Origin of the sequence: Pseudomonas sp. IT-93MI4, from assembly GCF_949767635.1 — a bacterium.
Classification (GTDB): domain Bacteria; phylum Pseudomonadota; class Gammaproteobacteria; order Pseudomonadales; family Pseudomonadaceae; genus Aquipseudomonas; species Aquipseudomonas putida_A.
The window spans coordinates 17,656-34,636 of sequence record NZ_CATKPP010000014.1; the positions used below are offsets into that span (position 1 = coordinate 17,656).

Below are 16,981 nucleotides of genomic sequence, written 5' to 3' on the forward strand. Positions count from 1 at the left end.
CATATACCCTAAGCGTGTATAAATATTAAATAAACTAACTTTTAGGAATATGTATAGAAGGGTGAGTGGCCCGGCTGGTTAACAGGCTTTAAGCCATCGCATACAACCTGTGGTGAGGGGATTTATCCCCGACAGGCCGCGCAGCAGCCTTTTCTGAGTCCTGAAAAGTTGGACTGCTGCGCAGTCCATCGGGGGCGGTGCGACTTTTCACTGGATTCCCTCGCTACAGAGCCCCATGAGGACAGGGATGCGGTTTCAATCCTTGGTCGATTCAGCAGCCTTCAGCGCTTGGCGCAGCGGCACCTTCAGATAAGGATTCACGCAACCGATCTTCAGCGTCCGGGGCGGCGCCCAGCGTGAGTTGTTGCCCACCCAGTCGATGACGCAGTAGGTCACGTCCAGACGCAGATCCTCACCCCCCTCGACGATCACTGCCGGTGGCACCCAGACCTGAATCGGCAGGCCAACATCGGCAGCGGTGATCCGGGCCAGGTCCATACGCACGTCGCCCCAGCGCAAGGTGATGGCGTCGTCCTCGGCCATGTTCAGGTAGGGTTCGATGGTCAGTGGCACACCGCGTTTGATCTGATTGGGATTCACGCCCTGGCGGCGAATGGTGTCGGGCAGCGAGACGGGTGCCAGTTGCTGATTCTCGTCACCGCAGAGTGGCGAAGGCTGGCCGCCAGGGCAGTCGAGCTTGACCTGCACCCGCGTGGCCGCCGACAACGCCGGCCCCTGACCGACTTGCATCACTCGATAGTGAATCCGTGCGGTGCCACTGGCGATAAAGCTTTCCGGCACCCGCAGGCTGATCGAGGCGCCGACGTCTTCGCTGGTCAAGACTCGCGAGGCGACGTAGCAGTTGTTCCAGAACAGTTCGATCAGATCACCGGCGTCCATGCCGGAGTAGGGCAGGACATCGATCAGCAAATGCGCGGCAGCGGCCAGATTGATGGCGTTTTTGGATGCGGACGCCAGATTCGGCGCTGCCAGTTCGGGGGCGTGCGAAGTGCGGGTCATCGGGTTCTCTCCTTGAAGTCTTGCGGCGAAGTCCGTTTCTTGAAACAACAAAAGGCGTGATGAATCTGTAATACAACCGTGAACTTTGTTCGGGCTGAGCAAGCGTTGATTCAACTAATGGGTGCCGGTTGTCGACTAGATAAGAGCGTGCCGGAAAGAGTGTCAATAGAGTGCCTTAGTTAATCTGTGAATTACCGATTAATCAGAAGCGTCCTACGCTGGCGAGGCATCCTGCCTAGCGGTAATGGCGAATGGAACTACGGTTTTTCGCGAGTTTTGCGATTTTTGTGCCGGTCGATTTAGATCATTTCACAGGCACGAAAGCGCGCCGCAGATTACTTGTATCTGTTGCAGAACATATATGTATTGTTTTGACAGGTTTAAGCTGGAGGAATTTAGAAGTTTTCAGGCGCGGTAAGTAAAACTTCCGTCCATGGAAGTTGATGACTCAAGACAATAAGTATCTCAGGCGTGATTCAGGAACTTGCTGAGAAACTGTCTGGTGCGTTCTTCTTTCGGGTTGGCAAACAACGCCTTGGCTTCGCCTTGCTCGACGATCACGCCCTTGTCGAAAAACACCACACGGTTGGCCACGTCGCGGGCGAAACCCATTTCGTGGGTGACGATGACCATGGTGCGTTTTTCTTCAGCGAGACCGCGAATGGTCGCCAGTACTTCGCCCACCAGTTCCGGGTCGAGGGCCGAAGTCGGCTCGTCGAACAGGATCACTTCCGGCTCCATCGCCAGCGCCCGGGCAATCGCCACGCGCTGTTGCTGACCACCGGACAGACGACGCGGATACGCATCTTCCTTGCCGGCCAGACCGACCTTGGCCAGCAGCTTCATGCCCAGGGCAACGGCTTGCTCGCGCGGCATCTTCTTGACCACGATCGGCCCTTCGATGACGTTTTCCAGTGCGGTGCGGTGGGGGAACAGGTTGAAGTTCTGGAACACGAAACCCACGTGCTGGCGCAGGTTGCGCACCAGACTCTGCTGCTGACTCAGCGGGCGGCGGGTATCAATCTCGATATCGCCGACCTTGATCCGGCCGCTGGTGGGCTCCTCAAGGAAGTTCAGGCAGCGCAGGAACGTGGTTTTACCCGAACCGCTGGGGCCGATGATGGCCACGACCTCGCCTTCCTTCACCTCAAGATCGATGCCTTTGAGCACCTCTTGACCCTTGAACTGCTTTGTCAGTTTTTCCACGACAATCATGGGTCAGGACTCCTGGTCGTGCCGATTGGCCCGCTCTTCCAACTTGTTCTGCAGGTGCGACAGCACCGTGGCCAGAATCCAGTAGATCAGCGCGGCGGCAAGATACATGGTGAAGACTTCGAAAGTCCGGGCGGTAATCAGTTGCGCCTGGCGGAACAGTTCCGGCACCTGAATGGTGGCGGCCAGTGCCGTGTCCTTGACCAGCGAAATGAAGCTGTTGCCCAGCGGCGGCAGCGCTGTGCGCATCGCTTGCGGCAGGATGGCCCGGCGCAGGGTCTGCGCACGGGTCATGCCGATGCTCGCAGCGGCTTCCCACTGTCCACGCTCGATCGAACCGATCGCGGCACGCAGGATTTCACAGGCATAAGCGGCCATGTTCAGCGAGAAGCCGATCAGCGCCGCCGGCAGCGGATCCAGTTCCAGACCCAATTGCGGCAAGCCGTAATAGATCACGAACAGTTGCACCAGCAACGGCGTGCCGCGAAAGAACGACACGTAGATGCGGGCAATCCAGCTCACCAGTTTGAAGCGCGACAGGCGCATCAAGGCCAGGCCGAAGCCCAGCAGCAAGCCGAAGAACATGCCACCCAGACTGAGGATGACCGTGTAGTACGCGCCCTTGAGCAGAAAGGGCGCGGAATCCAGTGCGAGTTGGAAAGCTTCTTCCATTATTGGGTGACGTCAGCGTTGAAGTATTTCTTCGACAGCTTCTCAAGGGTACCGTCGGCACGCAGCTCGTCGAGAGCCTTGTTCACCGCAGCCAGCAGCTCAGGCTCGCCTTTGCGCAGGGCGATACCGGATTCCTGACGGGAGAACGCTTCACCGGCAGCCACGGTTTTCGGGGCTTTCTTGGCGTATTCAAGGGCAGCCAGACGGTCGATCAGGATGGCGTCGGTGCGGCCGTTGTTCAGGTCGGCGAACTTGGTCGGATCATCGTCGTAGGTACGCACGTCAGCGCCCGGCACGTTGGCGCGGACCCACTGTTCGTAGTTGGTGCCCAGGCCGACACCGACTTTCTTGCCGGACAGATCGGCGGCAGTCTTGATGTTCAACTTGGCTTCCTTGTCCTTCAGCACCAGCGCCTGAATCCCGGAAACGGTGTACGGCTCGGAGAAGTCATACTTCTTCTTGCGCTCGTCGGAGATGGTCACTTGATTGACCACGACGTCCAGACGTTTGGATTCCAGCGCAGCGAGGATACCGTCCCACTTGGTTGGCTGAATCTTGGCTTTGACGCCGAGTTTCTGCGCCAGGGCTTCGGAGAGTTCGACTTCGAAGCCGGACAGCTTGCCGTTCTCGTCAACAAAGCTGAACGGTGGGTAAGTGCCTTCCAGGCCGACGTTGATAACGCCTTTGTCCTTGATCTGTTGCAGCTGCTCACCGGCGGTTGCCTGGCCGATCAGGCCGGCGCTCAGTGCAAGGCCCAGCGAACCTACCAGCAGAGTGCGACGTAGTGCGGAAAAATTCATGACAAGCCCCTGTGTTTTCTTATGGAAGACGCTTAAGGAAGGTTGGCGAATCCGGGAATTGAACGACTGCGTTATCGTGCCCTAAAGCAGCTTATGCGTCTTGCCCGAAATTCGCCTGCGGCGAGACTATAAGATGTCTGCTTTAGACTTGAAAATACTTAATGATCTTTCTGTTATTCCAATTTCGAATATATATGATCAATAGTGGCGAGGGGATTTATCCCCGATGGGGCGCGAAGCGGCCCTCTCTTCTGACTTGAAGAGCAGGGGACTGCTGCGCAGTCCAACGGGGATAAATCCCCTCACCACAGAAATTCTTGCAGCTGGGAGGATCAGTTTGTCAGCGAATCCTTGTAGGCAAACAGCGCCGGCGCCCCACCGGTATGCAGGAAGATGATCGGGCCCTCGTCGAAACGCTGGCGGCCGATCCCGTCGAGCAACCCGGCCATGGCCTTGCCGGTGTATACCGGGTCGAGCAGCACCGCGTCCTGACTGGCCAACAGTTTCACCGCCGCCAGTGTCCCGGCATTCGGTTCGCCGTAACGCGGGCCGAAGTATTCGTCCCACAACTCGACCTTGAAGTTCACTGGTAATTTCACACCCAGCAGCTCCGCCGTGCGTTCGGCCAGACCCTGCACTTTCGGGCGCTGATCTTCTTCGCTGCGCGAGACGGTCACGCCGATCACCGGCAACTGCGGCAGCGCTTCGCTCAAGGCCAGCGCCAGACCGCTGTGGGTCCCGGCGCTGCCCGAGGCCAGCACCACGGCGGCGAAATTCAGGCCGGTGTCCTTGATCTGTTCCGCCAGTTCCAGACCGGCACGTACGTAGCCCAATGCACCGAGGGCATTCGAGCCACCGATCGGCACCAGATACGGTTTTTTGCCATTGCTGCGCAGGCGCACAGCGAGTGCGGCGAGTTGTTCGTCGGCGTTATCGAGGTTGTCCACCAACTCGACCTTGGTGTCGAACAGATCAAGTAGCAGGCGGTTGCCGTTGCCGGTGTAGTTGCTGTCGTCGGTGCCCAGCGGATTCTCCAGCAACGCCACGCAACCCAAGCCGAGTTTGGCCGCCAATGCGGCGGTCTGGCGTACGTGATTCGATTGCAAGGCGCCGGCGGTGATCAGCGTGTCGGCGCCTTGAGCGAGGGCGTCGGCGGCGAGGTATTCGAGTTTGCGCAGCTTGTTGCCGCCCATGGCCAGCGGCGTCAGGTCATCGCGTTTGATGTACACATCGCGACCCAGCCAGGCGGACAGACGTTCAAGTTTTTCCAGCGGCGTGGGTTGGCCGAGCAGGTCGAGACGGTTAAAGCGATCCAGCTGTTGTTTGATCATGAGTCCGTACTGGCGGAGAAAGATGACAGGACTATAGGCACGCCGTTTTAGCGGGGCAACCGTGAATCGCTTATAGCCAAATGTGCTTAGTCCAGCACTATCGGTTCTTAATTCGCCCTCACGGGCATGCCGTAAAGTAGTCGCCGTTGACGCGGCCAGACCGTCCGGCCGCCCGTGAGGAGTCTTTACCGTGAGCGAGCGTTCCAGCCATTGGCAATTGCAGACCATCGTCAGCCAACTGCGTACCGCGCGGGATCAGTGGCGTACCCAGAATGGCCGGGCCAGCGGCGAGCAGGGTGGCCGCGAGTTACCGTCCCGCGCGGCGATGGCCGAGATTCTCGAAGCGCTGTGTGGTGCGTTGTTCCCAATGCGGCTGGGGCCGGTGGATCTGCGTGAGGAGAGTGAGGACTTCTATGTCGGTCACACCCTCGATACCTCATTGAATGCCTTGCTGGCGCAGGCGCGGCTGGAGTTGCGTTACGTCGCACGGCACAGCGCTCAAGGTGATGCTGATGTCGAAGCTCAGGCGATCCGTATCATTCAGGATTTCGCCCTGGCCTTGCCGGGCCTGCGCAGCCTGCTCGATACCGACGTGCTGGCCGCCTATCACGGCGATCCGGCGGCGCGCAGCGTCGATGAAGTGTTGCTGTGCTATCCGGGAATTCTGGCGGTGATTCACCATCGTCTGGCGCACCATCTGTATCGCGCCGGGTTGCCGTTACTCGCGCGAATCAGCGCGGAGATTGCGCATTCGGCCACCGGCATCGATATCCATCCAGGCGCGCAGATCGGCCGCAGTTTCTTCATCGACCACGGTACGGGTGTGGTGATCGGCGAGACCGCGATCATCGGCGAGCGTGTGCGGATCTATCAGGCCGTGACTTTGGGCGCCAAGCGCTTCCCGGCGGATGAAGACGGGCAGTTGCAGAAGGGCCATCCACGCCATCCAATTGTCGAGGACGACGTGGTGATTTATGCCGGCGCGACGATTCTGGGACGGATCACTATCGGCCAGGGGTCGACCATCGGCGGTAATGTGTGGCTGACGCGCAGCGTGCCGGCAGGGAGCAACCTGACTCAGGCCAATCTGCAGCATGATGACGGGACGCAGAAGTAAGTTCCTGAATCTGCGTTGCCGCGTCAGGCCTCTTCGCGAGCAGGCTCGCTCCCACACTGGAATGCGTTTCAAATGTGGGAGCGAGCCTGCTCGCGAATGGTTTTTTGGGTCAGATCGAGATAATGGCATTCAGCCAATTCTCCATTGAACGAATCCCCTCAAACCCGCGTCATACCCCTCCTTGGGCTACTGTAGGAAAACTACCGCCTGGCCCTGCGATTAGTCCTTACCACCCTATCCATGTTTAACTTGAACGTTCATTCAAGTTAAACCGGTGGTTCGCTGCCCGCTCACAACAGGAGGCTTGCCTTTGCTGAGTCCGATCATTTCAGCCACGTTTCAACCCCTCGAGGTGCACGTTTCATGAGTGCATCGTCTACCCCCGCCAGCGGTCTGGTGCGCATGAATCCGCCGGTGTTCTACTTCGCCGCGACGGTGATTCTGCTGTTTGGTCTGGTTGTCATCGCCATGCCGGAGCAGGCCGGCGCCTGGTTGCTGGCTGCGCAAAACTGGGCGGCCAACACGGTCGGCTGGTACTACATGCTCGCGATGACCCTGTATCTGGTCTTCGTGGTGGTCACCGCGTTATCGGGCTACGGCAAGATCAAACTCGGTGCCGACCACGACGAACCCGAGTTCAGTTACCTGTCCTGGGCCGGCATGCTGTTTGCCGCCGGGATCAGCATCACGCTGTTTTTCTTTTGCGTATCCGAGCCACTGACGCACCTGGCCCAACCGCCGCAAGGCGAGGCCGGCACCGCCGATGCGGCGCGCCAGGCGATGCAGATTCTGTTTCTGCACTGGGGCCTGCACGGCTGGGGCGTGTTCGCCTTCGTCGGCATGGCGCTGGCCTATTTCGCCTACCGGCATAACCTGCCGCTGGCCTTGCGTTCGGCCCTGTACCCGCTGATCGGCAAGCGCATCAACGGCCCCATCGGCTACGCGGTGGACGGCTTCGGCATCATCGCCACGGTGTTCGGTCTGGGCGCCGACATGGGCTTCGGCGTATTGCACCTCAATTCCGGTCTGGACTACCTGTTCGGCATCGCTCACACCCAGTGGATTCAGGTCGGCCTGATCACGTTGATGATGGGTGCGGCGATCATCGTCGCCGTGTCGGGTGTGGACAAGGGTGTGCGGGTGATGTCCGACATCAACATGCTGCTGGCCTGTGCGCTGCTGCTGTTCGTGTTGTTCGCAGGTCCCACCCAGCACCTGCTCAACACCTTGATCCAGAACCTCGGCGATTACCTCGGCGCCTTGCCGATGAAGAGTTTCGACCTCTACGCCTACGACAAGCCAAGCGACTGGCTCGGCGGCTGGACCGTGTTCTACTGGGCCTGGTGGATCGCATGGTCGCCGTTCGTGGGCCTGTTCATCGCGCGGATTTCCCGTGGCCGCACCATCCGCGAATTCGTCTTCGGCGTGCTGCTGATTCCGCTCGGTTTCACCCTGGCGTGGATGTCGATCTTCGGCAACAGCGCGATCGATCAGGTCCTCAACCACGGCATGTCGGCACTGGGCATGTCGGCCCTCGACAATCCGTCGATGAGCCTTTACCTGCTGCTGGAAACCTACCCGTGGAGCAAGACTGTCATCGCGGTGACGGTGTTCATCAGCTTCGTGTTTTTCGTCACTTCCGCCGACTCCGGCACCGTGGTGCTCTCGACCCTGTCGGCCAAGGGCGGCAACCCGGACGAGGACGGGCCGAAATGGCTGCGAGTGTTCTGGGGCGCGATGACCGCGTTGATCACCAGTGCGCTGCTGTTCTCCGGCAGCATCGATGCGCTGAAATCGGCGGTGGTGCTGACCTCGCTGCCGTTCTCGATGATTTTGCTGCTGATGATGTGGGGCCTGCACAAGGCGTTCTATCTGGAGTCGCAGAAGCAGATCGCGCAGTTGCATTCGCTGGCACCGGTCTCCGGTTCGCGGCGTGGCACGGGCGGCTGGCGCCAGCGCCTGAGTCAGGCGGTGCACTTCCCGTCACGCGACGAGGTGTACCGCTTCATGGACACCACGGTGCGCCCGGCGATTGAAGAAGTGACGGCGGTATTTGTCGAGAAGGGTCTGAACGTGGTCACCCAGCCGGACCCGGCGCACGACAACATCAGCCTGGAAATAGGCCACGGTGAGCAGCATCCGTTCATCTACCAGGTGCAGATGCGCGGCTACTTCACGCCGTCGTTCGCCCGTGGCGGCATGGGTTCCAAGCAACTCAACAACCGCCGCTACTACCGCGCTGAAGTGCACTTGAGCGAGGGCAGTCAGGACTACGATCTGGTCGGCTACACCAAGGAACAGATCATCAACGACATCCTCGACCAGTACGAACGCCACATGCAGTTCCTGCATCTGGTGCGTTGATCGGCAACTGAGCGCCGGGACGTTTCACGACTCGGCGCTCAGCACCATAAACAACACCATCGCCGCCATCGGCACCCCGAACACCGCACTGCCCACCGCGATCTCCGAACCCAGCGGCTGCCCGGCATGCACCACCCCCACCGCACCATTGATCACCGTCAACGCCAGCCACAGCGCGGCGAAGCTGTAGGCCAGAGTCTGCCGGCTGAAGCCAATGCGCTCGCCGATGTAGAGCATCAGGGCGAGCAGGACCAGGCCGAAGAAGATGATGATGGCGGTGTGCATAGGCGTGCCTGCGGGTCATGCGGTGCCTGATCGGACGCCTTCGCGGGTAAGCCCGCTCCCACAGTGATCTCGGTCATTCACAGATTCTGCGTACAACCAAGATCCTGTGGGAGCGGGCTTGCCCGCGAAAGGGCCCCCTCGGTGTCATTTAGAGCATAGACAAGTCAGCCCACAACCATACGAGCCAACCCTTCTCGATCGACATATTTCGCGACTCATTCAAATGTATCTGGACGAGAAGGCCCTTTCTCGCTGGCCCGCGTCTGCCGTTGGTCGAACCAATAATCGGGTGTTTGTTCACTCAGCTAATATTTATCCGAGTGTGTATTGTGTGTATCAATCGGTTGTCCACGCCCTAGAGTGACCAGCTCTTGCTGTCGAAAAGGGCGAAGGAAATGCGTAGTCGGGAAATGATCAGGATGATCGAGGAGGATGGTTGGTATCTGGTTGCAGTGAAGGGTAGTCACCATCAGTACAAGCATCCGCGCAAGCCGGGTCGGGTGACGATCAAGCATCCGGATTCAGACCTTCCCAAAGGGACGATCAACAGCATTTTGAAACAGGCGGGGTTGAAATGAAGCCCGTTATTGGAAGTGAAAGTCCTGTTATGGACACGTCAGAGGAAGGATTCACGTTTATGAAATTCCCGGTCGTTTTGCACAAGGATGCCGACTCGGACTACGGAGTGATTGTCCCGGATGTACCGGGGTGCTTCTCCGCAGGGAGCACGGTAGCCGAAGCTTTTGAAAACACTCAGGAGGCTCTGGCCCTGCACTATGAGGGGCTGGTGGCTGATGGTGCACCGTTGCCTCGAGTTCAGGATATTGATGCACATCTCGACAACCCGGATTACGCGGGTGGAATCTGGGGTGTTGTCGACTTTGATATCACGCCCTATTTCGGCAAGTCGGTACGCTTCAACGCCACGCTGCCCGAGCAACTGCTGGAGCGTATTGATCAAACAGTCCGGCGTGATCAACGCTACAGTTCCCGCTCCGGATTTCTGGCCGCAGCTGCGTTACGCGAATTGTCGGCATGACGAACAACCTGTAGGGGCTGCCGCAGGCATGTATGTCAGGTGCTCTCGCGCTCGATCACGTTGCACTGCAACAGATTCAGGCGCTGCACATCATCGCTCGGCAACACCCCAAGGCTTTCCAATACCCGCGTTGCCGCCAGTACGCCGATCTCCAGTGCCGGTGGCTTGATCGTGCTCAGGCTGGGCAACAGCATCTCGGCGAACGGGTAATCGCCGAAGCCGAGCACGGCGCAGTCTTCGGGGATCTTGATGCCTGCGCGTTGCCCGGCGAGCAAGCCGCCGGCGGCGAGGTTGTCGTTGGCGAAGATGATCGCGTCGGGGCGCGGGGAGGCGTTCATCAGCGCTTCCATCGCTTGCTTGCCGGCTTCGAACGGCGCGCGGTCGGCGTCCGGGGCGAATACCCACGGTTGCAGTCCGAACTCGCGAACGGTGCCAGCGTAACCGTCGCGACGTTCGAGGGCACTGAGGTCACCGGGGGCGCTGTTCTGTACGAAGGCGATGCGGCGATAGCCTTTGTCGTGCAGATAACGCGCAGCGGTCACGCCGACCTCATAGTGCGAAAAGCCGATCTGCATCGGCTCGCGGTCCGGCTGGTAATCCCAGGTTTCGATCACCGGAATATCCGCTTCGGCAATCATCTTTTCCGTGCCCGCACTATGGAAATGGCTGGTCAGCACCAACGCTGCCGGCGACCAGCCGAGAAACGCGCGCACGGCGTTTTCTTCCTGTTCGGTACTGAAGTAACTCGATGCCAGCAGCAGTTGGTAACCGTGGCGGCTGAGGGTGTCGCTGAAGCCCTGAATGGTGTTGGCAAAGATCGGCCCCGAGATGTTCGGAATCACCATGCCGACGATTTTCCCTCGCGCCGAGGCCAGGCCGCCGGCCACCAGATTCGGCACATAACCCATCTCGGCCACTACCGCTGCAATGCGCTCGCGACGTTCCGGCGAGACGGTTTCCGGCTGATTGAAATAGCGCGACACGGTGATTGCCGAAACTCCCGCTTCGCGCGCCACCGCATTCAGGGTCACGCGTCCGGCGCCACGGCGTTTGCGTGTTTTTTCCTGGCTCAAGGCTCGATCCTTCTTAAAAACCAAAATGCATATAAAAGTAATTTTTCAGTATTGGACGCTCTATGCCAAGCTTGCCAATACTGGCGATGTTAGCGCTAACAAAGCGCATTGTCTGCTACTCGCTCGAGCGAATGTCCAAGACACCGATTCAGGCGCTGTCGTCGCAGAACGGCAGCGGTTCAGGGCCAATTTCGAGCGGGCAACCATGCACAATATTCCTGGGGCGACACACAAACTGGCGCAGTCGATTCGCGCCGCTGGCTGGATTTTCACCGGGCTGGCGGTGTTGCCGCTGCCCGATGCTTTTGCCGCCGACAGCAGCGATCAAGAGCCGACCCTCAAGTCCGTCACGGTCACCGCCACCCGCCGTGAAGAGTCGCTGCAGAAGGTGCCGGTGGCAGTCTCGGTGATCGACGGCGAACAACTGGAACGCGACAACCGCAACGGCGTGGCGAGCATCGTCCAGCAAGTGCCGTCGCTGAATTTCCGTACCGGTGCGTCGAACAAGGACACCTCGTTGTTTGTGCGAGGCGTCGGCACGATTTCCACCTCGCCCGGCGTCGAGCCAACAGTGGCCACGGTGATCGATGGCGTGGTCTATGCGCGTCCCGGTCAATCGACCCTAGACCTGCTGGATCTGGAGCGCGTCGAAGTGCTGCGCGGCCCGCAGGGCACGTTGTTCGGCAAGAATGCCTCGGCCGGTGTGCTCAACATCACCAGCAAGGCGCCGACCAACGAGACCCACGGTTACATCGACCAGTCGTACTACAGCGGCAATGAAAGCCGCACCCGCTTCGGCATTGGCGGTAGCCTGATTCCGGATACGTTGAAGGGCTCGATCAGCACCCTGGTCAGCAGCTACGACGGCAACGTCGACAACAAATACAACGGCCAGGAGGTCAACGGCTACAACCATCGCGGGGTGCGCGGCAAGCTTGAATTCACCCCGAATGACGACGTCACCTTCACCCTGATCGCCGACTACATGCAGTCCCACGACGACGGTCCCAACGGCGTCGTCAGCAAGTCGTTGACCCCGGCCTTCGCCAACGCGCTGAGCCCGGTCTATGCGAGCAACCACAACCGCGACATCAACACCGATACCCGCAGCCATGTCGAGGACACCAACAAGGGCCTGTCCGGCCAGCTCGACTGGCAACTGGGCGATTACACACTGACCTCGATCACCGCGTGGCGCGGCTGGGACAACACCCAATATCAGGATGGCGATCGGCTGAGCACGATCACTGCAGCGTTCCCCGGCACCGCCGACAAGGGCGAGCTGGTCTTCGACCAGTACTCGCAAGAGCTGCGCCTGGCCTCGCCGAAAGGTGAGTTCCTTGAATACGTTGGCGGCCTGTTCTACATGCACGGCAAGGATGACGAGACCTATCAGCGCACCTTGACCACCACCACACGCACCGACCGTGGCGTCGCCGATTACAGCACCACCAGCGACAGCTACGCCGCGTTCGGCGAAGCCACGCTGAACTTCACCTCGGACTTGCGTGGCATCGCCGGCCTGCGCTACACCCACGATGATCTTGAATACGATCACCGTCGCGTCTCGACCTCGGCGACCACGGTCAGTGGTATTCAACCTGCAACCAGCAGTTCCGGTTCGGTAGACGAGGACGGCTGGTCCGGTCGGCTAGGTGTGCAGTACGACCTCAGCGATGCGGTCACCACGTATCTGACCTATTCGCGTGGCTACAAAGGCCCGGCGTACAACGTGTTCTTCAACATGCAGCCGCGTGACACCGAAGCGCTGAAACCGGAGACCTCGAACACCTGGGAGGCGGGCATCAAAGCGACGAGCTGGAACAATCGGCTGACCACCAACCTTGCGGTGTTCCACAGCGATTACGACAACTACCAGGCGAACTTTTTCGACACCGTCGCCGGGCAAGTGGTGACGCGTCTGATCAACGCCGGCAGCGTCAGCACCGAAGGCGTCGAACTCGATTACGCCTTGCAGGCGACCCAGCAACTGAAGTTCTCCGGGGCGCTGGCCTACACCCGCGCGCGCATCGACCAATTCAGCTGCCCGGCGGGCGCTGCAGCCTCGTGCAACGTCAATGGCAAGCCACTGCCGTTCAGCCCGGACTGGAAAAGCTACGTGCGTGCCGACTACAGCATCCCGCTGGACAACGGCCTCGATATCGAACTCGGCACCGACTACAGCTGGCAGAGCGAAGTGCAGTACGACATCAGCCAGAATGCCGACACCAAACAAGGCGCCTACGGCATCTGGAACGCCAGCGTCGCGCTCGCCGACTACAGCAACGGCTGGCGCGTGGCGCTGCTGGGCAAGAACCTCACCGACAAGTCCTACTCACCGTTGCTGGCCAGCGGCGGCAACTACATCTACCGCGCCGTGCCACGGGATGATGAACGCTACTTCGGCGTGCAACTGCGCAAGGATTTCTGAGATGAGCAGACAGCTGAAACTCGGCGCCTTTCTCATGGCCACCGGGCACCACGTCGCCGCGTGGCGTCACCCGCAGGTACCGGCGAATGCCGGTCTGGATTTCGCCCACTACAAGCGTCTGGCGCAGATTGCCGAGGCGGCGAAGTTCGACACGCTGTTCGTCGCCGACAGTGTGGCCGCGCCGACGCAGGACATCGCCAGCCGCATGGCGCGCTCCGATCACTTCGAACCGCTGACCTTGCTCTCGGCTCTGAGCGCGGTGACCGAGCGCATCGGCCTGATCGCCACGGCGACCACCAGCTACAACGAGCCGTACCACGTGGCGCGTAAATTCGCTTCGCTCGATCATCTGTCGGGCGGCCGTGCCGGGTGGAATCTGGTGACCTCGGACAACGCTGCCGAGGCACTGAATTTTGGTCGCGACGAACACATCGGCCACGCCGAACGCTACAGCCGTGCCCGCGAGTTTCATCAGGTGGTCACCGGGCTGTGGGACAGTTGGGAAGACGATGCCTTTGTCCGCGACAAGGCCAGCGGCGCCTATTACGCCCCGTCGAAGTTGCACGTGCTGGATCACGTCGGTGAGCATTTTCGGGTAAAAGGCCCGCTGAATGTGGCGCGCTCGCCGCAGGGGCAACCGGTGATTGTGCAGGCCGGTTCATCCGAAACCGGGCGTGAGCTGGCGGCACAGACCGCTGAGGTGGTGTTCACCGCGCAGACTTCGCTGGCCGGCGCACAGGCGTTCTACGCCGACCTCAAGGGCCGCCTGGCCAAGTACGGACGCAGTGCCGATTCGCTGAAAATCATGCCCGGGGTGTTTGTCGTCGTCGGCCAGACAGAAGCCGAAGCGCAGGAAAAATGTGAAACGTTTCAGCAATTGGTCGAACCGGAGGTTGGCGTCGCCTTGCTTGGGCGTATGCTGGGCAACTTCGACTTGTCGAAGTACCCGCTGGACGGCCCGTTACCGGAGTTGCCGCTGACCGACAGCGGCCAGCGGAGCCGGCAGAGATTGCTGACTGAACTGGCGGGCCGGGAAAATCTGACCCTCGCCGAATTGGGCCGCAAGATTGCCGGCGGACGAGGGCATTACAGTCTGGTCGGCACACCGGCGCAGATCGCCGATCGCTTGCAGGAGTGGTTCGAACAGGGCGCGGCGGATGGCTTCAACGTGCTGGTGCCGCACCTGCCGGGCGGGCTCGAAGATTTCGCTAATGGCGTGGTCCCGGAACTGCAGCGCCGTGGGCTGTTCAGAACCGAGTATGAGGGCCGGACCTTGCGCGAAAACCTGGGCCTTGCCCGACCGCAAAACAGATTTGTGTAAACACCCTGTGGTGAGGGGATTTATCCCCGATGGGTGGCGAAAGCCACCCCCAAATCTGTATTCAAATTCGCGATTTTTTTTGGGACGGCTACGCCGTCCATCGGGGATAAATCCCCTCACCACAAAGTTGAAATTCACCCTCAATTTGCTGTTAATCAAACAAGAGAGGATTCGATGACTTACACCGCTGCCGAAAATCGCTACGACTCCATCCCTTACCGCCGCGTCGGCCGCAGCGGTCTGGTGCTGCCGGCGCTGTCGCTGGGCCTGTGGCACAACTTCGGCGACAGCACGCCGATCGACACCCAACGTGCCCTGCTGCGCACCGCGTTCGACCTGGGCATCAACCACTTCGACCTGGCCAACAATTACGGCCCGCCGTACGGCAGCGCCGAGATCAATTTCGGTCGCCTGCTGCGTGAAGACTTCAAGCAGTACCGCGATGAACTGATCATCTCCAGCAAGGCCGGCTGGGACATGTGGCCCGGCCCTTACGGTCAGGGCGGCGGCTCGCGCAAATACGTGCTGGCCAGCCTCGACCAGAGCCTGCAGCGTCTCGGTCTGGACTATGTGGATATCTTCTACTCGCACCGCTTCGACCCGGACACCCCGCTGGAAGAAACCGCCAGCGCCCTCGCCACCGCCGTGCAACAGGGCAAGGCGCTGTACATCGGCATCTCGTCGTACTCCGGGGTGAAAACCCGCGAGATCGCTGCGCTGCTCAAGGAATGGAAAGTGCCGCTGCTGATTCATCAGCCGGCGTACAACCTGCTCAATCGCTGGGTGGAGAAAGACCTGCTCGACACCACCGACGAGCTCGGCACTGGCGTGATCGCCTTCACCCCGCTGGCGCAAGGTCTGCTGACCGACAAGTACCTCAACGGCGTGCCGGCGGATGCGCGGGTCAATCGCCCAGGTGGCGGTTCGCTGCAGGCTTCGCACTTGTCCGAGGCCAACATTGCCCACGTGCGCGCGTTGAACGAGATCGCCAAACGTCGCGGCCAGAGCCTGGCGCAACTGGCACTGGCCTGGACCCTGCGTGATCCGCGAGTGACCTCAGCGCTGATCGGCGCGAGCCGGCCGGAGCAGATCATCGAGAACGTCGGGGCGTTGAACAACCTGAGTTTCAGTGCCGAGGAACTGGCGGAGATCGACCGGTTTGCCCTGGAGGGCGGGATCAATCTGTGGGAGAAGCCGTCGACCGCTGAATAAGCGTTCCGCGCCGGATCACCCGGCGCCGGTACTGACGCCTTCGCGAGCAAGCCCGCTCCCACATTGGATCGATGGTGAACACTGGTTTCGTGTGCACCACAATCCCACAGTGGGAGCGGGCTTGCTCGCGAAGGGGCCTTTGAAAACAACACAGCAATCAGGCCTTATTTGAAAAACGGCACATCCCCCAACACCGTTGCTCGCTGCATCACCCGCCGCGCCGGACGGTAATCATCCACCGCATAATGCTGGGTCACACGGTTGTCCCAAAACGCAATGTCGTCCTGCTGCCAGCGCCAGCGAATGGTGAATTCCGGCCGCGTTGCGTGGGTGAACAGGAACTTCAGAATCGCCTCGCTCTCGGTATCCGACAGCTCGTTGATCTTCGAGGTGAAGCCTTCGTTGACGAACAACGAACGGCGTCCGCTCACAGGATGGGTGCGGATCACCGGGTGCGACAGCGGCGGATTCTTGCGTCGTGCCTCTTCCCACTGTGCCAGCGCTTCCGGCGTGTTGCCGTAACGCTCCAGCGGAAACGAACGGGTGAAATCGTGAGTCGCGGTCAGTCCTTCGAGCAGCTTTTTCATCGGTGCCGACAGTGCTTCATACGCGGCAATCCCGCTGGCCCACAGGGTGTCGCCGCCGAACTCTGGCAGCAGCTTGGCGCTGAGCACCGCCCCCATCGCCGGGGTCGGCAGGAAGGTCACGTCGGTGTGCCAGATCGCGTTGTCGCGCACGTCGGTGACGGCGGTGTCGAGGATCAGCACTTCGGGCTGCTCGGGCACGTTCGGGTAGATCGGGTGAATGTGCAGGTCGCCGAAGTACGCGGCGAAACGTGCCTGTTGCGAAGGCTCGATCGGCTGGTTGCGGAAGAACAGCACCTGATACTTGAGCAACGCCTGCTCGATGGCGTCGCGCTGTTCCAGGTTCAACGGCTGGCTGACGTCGACGCCGCTGATCTGCGCGCCGAGAGCCGAACTTAATGGGGTGATGGTCAGGCTGCTCATGGTCTTTCTCTTCGAATTCGGGGTGTCATGCTTTTGTGGGAGCGAGCCTGCTCGCGAATGCTGAGTGTCAGGCGACAGTGCGGTGACTGATCCGACG

At 60.3% G+C, this 16,981-nt stretch carries 15 protein-coding genes; 7 read left to right on the forward strand and 8 right to left on the reverse strand.

From position 1 onward, the window contains the following. Positions 1 to 255: 255 nt before the first annotated feature. The 5 genes from ACM6I7_RS11375 to ACM6I7_RS11395 all read right to left on the reverse strand — a co-directional run bounded on the left by ACM6I7_RS11375 (position 256) and on the right by ACM6I7_RS11395 (position 5,035). Complete coding sequence (locus tag ACM6I7_RS11375) at positions 256 to 1,020, reverse strand: hypothetical protein (RefSeq protein WP_139053614.1); 765 nt, start codon at positions 1,018 to 1,020, stop codon at positions 256 to 258. A 465-nt stretch (positions 1,021 to 1,485) separates the two neighbouring features. Next, positions 1,486 to 2,235 (reverse strand): L-cystine ABC transporter ATP-binding protein TcyN, encoded by a 750-nt coding sequence (gene tcyN, locus ACM6I7_RS11380; protein ID WP_095137897.1) that lies wholly within the window; start codon positions 2,233 to 2,235, stop codon positions 1,486 to 1,488. Between the two features lie 3 nt (positions 2,236 to 2,238). After that, positions 2,239 to 2,904 (reverse strand): cystine ABC transporter permease, encoded by a 666-nt coding sequence (gene tcyL / locus ACM6I7_RS11385; protein WP_003220607.1) that lies wholly within the window; start codon positions 2,902 to 2,904, stop codon positions 2,239 to 2,241. Beyond that, positions 2,904 to 3,704: a cystine ABC transporter substrate-binding protein gene (gene tcyJ, locus ACM6I7_RS11390; protein ID WP_414888599.1), complete on the reverse strand. Its 801-nt coding sequence runs from the start codon at positions 3,702 to 3,704 to the stop codon at positions 2,904 to 2,906. Before tcyJ ends, tcyL begins: the two co-directional genes overlap by 1 nt. 332 nt (positions 3,705 to 4,036) lie before the next feature. Further along, a complete protein-coding gene (locus ACM6I7_RS11395) occupies positions 4,037 to 5,035 on the reverse strand; it encodes a D-cysteine desulfhydrase (RefSeq protein ID WP_115988453.1) in 999 nt (332 codons plus the stop codon). Positions 5,036 to 5,225: 190 nt separating this feature from the next. Here ACM6I7_RS11395 and epsC point away from each other — a divergent pair, with 190 nt between their 5' ends. Together epsC and betT are read left to right on the forward strand one after the other, a co-directional pair. Beyond that, complete coding sequence (epsC, locus tag ACM6I7_RS11400; RefSeq protein WP_095137901.1) at positions 5,226 to 6,152, forward strand: serine O-acetyltransferase EpsC; 927 nt, start codon at positions 5,226 to 5,228, stop codon at positions 6,150 to 6,152. Positions 6,153 to 6,554: 402 nt separating this feature from the next. Next, positions 6,555 to 8,516 carry a choline transporter BetT gene (gene betT, locus ACM6I7_RS11405; RefSeq protein ID WP_166496387.1) on the forward strand — a complete coding sequence of 654 codons (1,962 nt, stop codon included), beginning with the start codon at positions 6,555 to 6,557 and terminating at the stop codon, positions 8,514 to 8,516. 24 nt (positions 8,517 to 8,540) lie between these two features. On the opposite strand, the gene ACM6I7_RS11410 is transcribed toward betT, so the two are convergent. Then, a complete protein-coding gene (locus ACM6I7_RS11410; protein ID WP_025110994.1) occupies positions 8,541 to 8,801 on the reverse strand; it encodes a hypothetical protein in 261 nt (86 codons plus the stop codon). A 395-nt stretch (positions 8,802 to 9,196) separates the two neighbouring features. Here ACM6I7_RS11410 and ACM6I7_RS11415 point away from each other — a divergent pair, with 395 nt between their 5' ends. Then, the gene (locus ACM6I7_RS11415; RefSeq protein WP_027611194.1) at positions 9,197 to 9,379 is read left to right on the forward strand and encodes a type II toxin-antitoxin system HicA family toxin; all 183 of its coding nucleotides are present in this window, start codon (positions 9,197 to 9,199) and stop codon (positions 9,377 to 9,379) included. 59 nt (positions 9,380 to 9,438) lie between these two features. Beyond that, a complete protein-coding gene (locus ACM6I7_RS11420; RefSeq protein WP_003220616.1) occupies positions 9,439 to 9,840 on the forward strand; it encodes a type II toxin-antitoxin system HicB family antitoxin in 402 nt (133 codons plus the stop codon). Between the two features lie 35 nt (positions 9,841 to 9,875). Here ACM6I7_RS11420 and ACM6I7_RS11425 read toward each other — a convergent pair whose 3' ends face one another. Further along, positions 9,876 to 10,913, reverse strand: coding sequence for a LacI family DNA-binding transcriptional regulator (locus ACM6I7_RS11425; protein WP_414888600.1), 1,038 nt, complete (start codon positions 10,911 to 10,913; stop codon positions 9,876 to 9,878). Positions 10,914 to 11,118: 205 nt separating this feature from the next. Here ACM6I7_RS11425 and ACM6I7_RS11430 point away from each other — a divergent pair, with 205 nt between their 5' ends. From ACM6I7_RS11430 to mgrA, 3 genes are all read left to right on the forward strand, one after another. Continuing rightward, positions 11,119 to 13,344: a TonB-dependent receptor gene (locus ACM6I7_RS11430; protein WP_414888601.1), complete on the forward strand. Its 2,226-nt coding sequence runs from the start codon at positions 11,119 to 11,121 to the stop codon at positions 13,342 to 13,344. Between the two features lies 1 nt (position 13,345). Beyond that, the gene (locus ACM6I7_RS11435; protein WP_414888602.1) at positions 13,346 to 14,665 is read left to right on the forward strand and encodes an LLM class flavin-dependent oxidoreductase; all 1,320 of its coding nucleotides are present in this window, start codon (positions 13,346 to 13,348) and stop codon (positions 14,663 to 14,665) included. A 174-nt stretch (positions 14,666 to 14,839) separates the two neighbouring features. Next, the gene (gene mgrA / locus ACM6I7_RS11440) at positions 14,840 to 15,877 is read left to right on the forward strand and encodes an L-glyceraldehyde 3-phosphate reductase (protein WP_414888603.1); all 1,038 of its coding nucleotides are present in this window, start codon (positions 14,840 to 14,842) and stop codon (positions 15,875 to 15,877) included. Between the two features lie 164 nt (positions 15,878 to 16,041). Here mgrA and tauD read toward each other — a convergent pair whose 3' ends face one another. After that, positions 16,042 to 16,884, reverse strand: a complete 843-nt coding sequence (tauD, locus tag ACM6I7_RS11445; protein ID WP_414888604.1) for a taurine dioxygenase — start codon at positions 16,882 to 16,884, stop codon at positions 16,042 to 16,044. Between the last annotated feature and the right edge of the window lie 97 nt (positions 16,885 to 16,981).

Bases quoted from the DNA above. Each gene is read 5' to 3' on its own strand.
- ACM6I7_RS11375 (WP_139053614.1), bottom strand. From the start codon at position 1,020: ATGACCCGCACTTCGCACGCCCCCGAACTGGCAGCGCCGAATCTGGCG.
- tcyN (WP_095137897.1), bottom strand. From the start codon at position 2,235: ATGATTGTCGTGGAAAAACTGACAAAGCAGTTCAAGGGTCAAGAGGTG.
- tcyL (WP_003220607.1), bottom strand. From the start codon at position 2,904: ATGGAAGAAGCTTTCCAACTCGCACTGGATTCCGCGCCCTTTCTGCTC.
- tcyJ (WP_414888599.1), bottom strand. From the start codon at position 3,704: ATGAATTTTTCCGCACTACGTCGCACTCTGCTGGTAGGTTCGCTGGGC.
- ACM6I7_RS11395 (WP_115988453.1), bottom strand. From the start codon at position 5,035: ATGATCAAACAACAGCTGGATCGCTTTAACCGTCTCGACCTGCTCGGC.
- betT (WP_166496387.1), top strand. From the start codon at position 6,555: ATGAATCCGCCGGTGTTCTACTTCGCCGCGACGGTGATTCTGCTGTTT.
- ACM6I7_RS11410 (WP_025110994.1), bottom strand. From the start codon at position 8,801: ATGCACACCGCCATCATCATCTTCTTCGGCCTGGTCCTGCTCGCCCTG.
- ACM6I7_RS11415 (WP_027611194.1), top strand. From the start codon at position 9,197: ATGCGTAGTCGGGAAATGATCAGGATGATCGAGGAGGATGGTTGGTAT.
- ACM6I7_RS11420 (WP_003220616.1), top strand. From the start codon at position 9,439: ATGAAATTCCCGGTCGTTTTGCACAAGGATGCCGACTCGGACTACGGA.
- ACM6I7_RS11430 (WP_414888601.1), top strand. From the start codon at position 11,119: ATGCACAATATTCCTGGGGCGACACACAAACTGGCGCAGTCGATTCGC.
- ACM6I7_RS11435 (WP_414888602.1), top strand. From the start codon at position 13,346: ATGAGCAGACAGCTGAAACTCGGCGCCTTTCTCATGGCCACCGGGCAC.
- mgrA (WP_414888603.1), top strand. From the start codon at position 14,840: ATGACTTACACCGCTGCCGAAAATCGCTACGACTCCATCCCTTACCGC.
- tauD (WP_414888604.1), bottom strand. From the start codon at position 16,884: ATGAGCAGCCTGACCATCACCCCATTAAGTTCGGCTCTCGGCGCGCAG.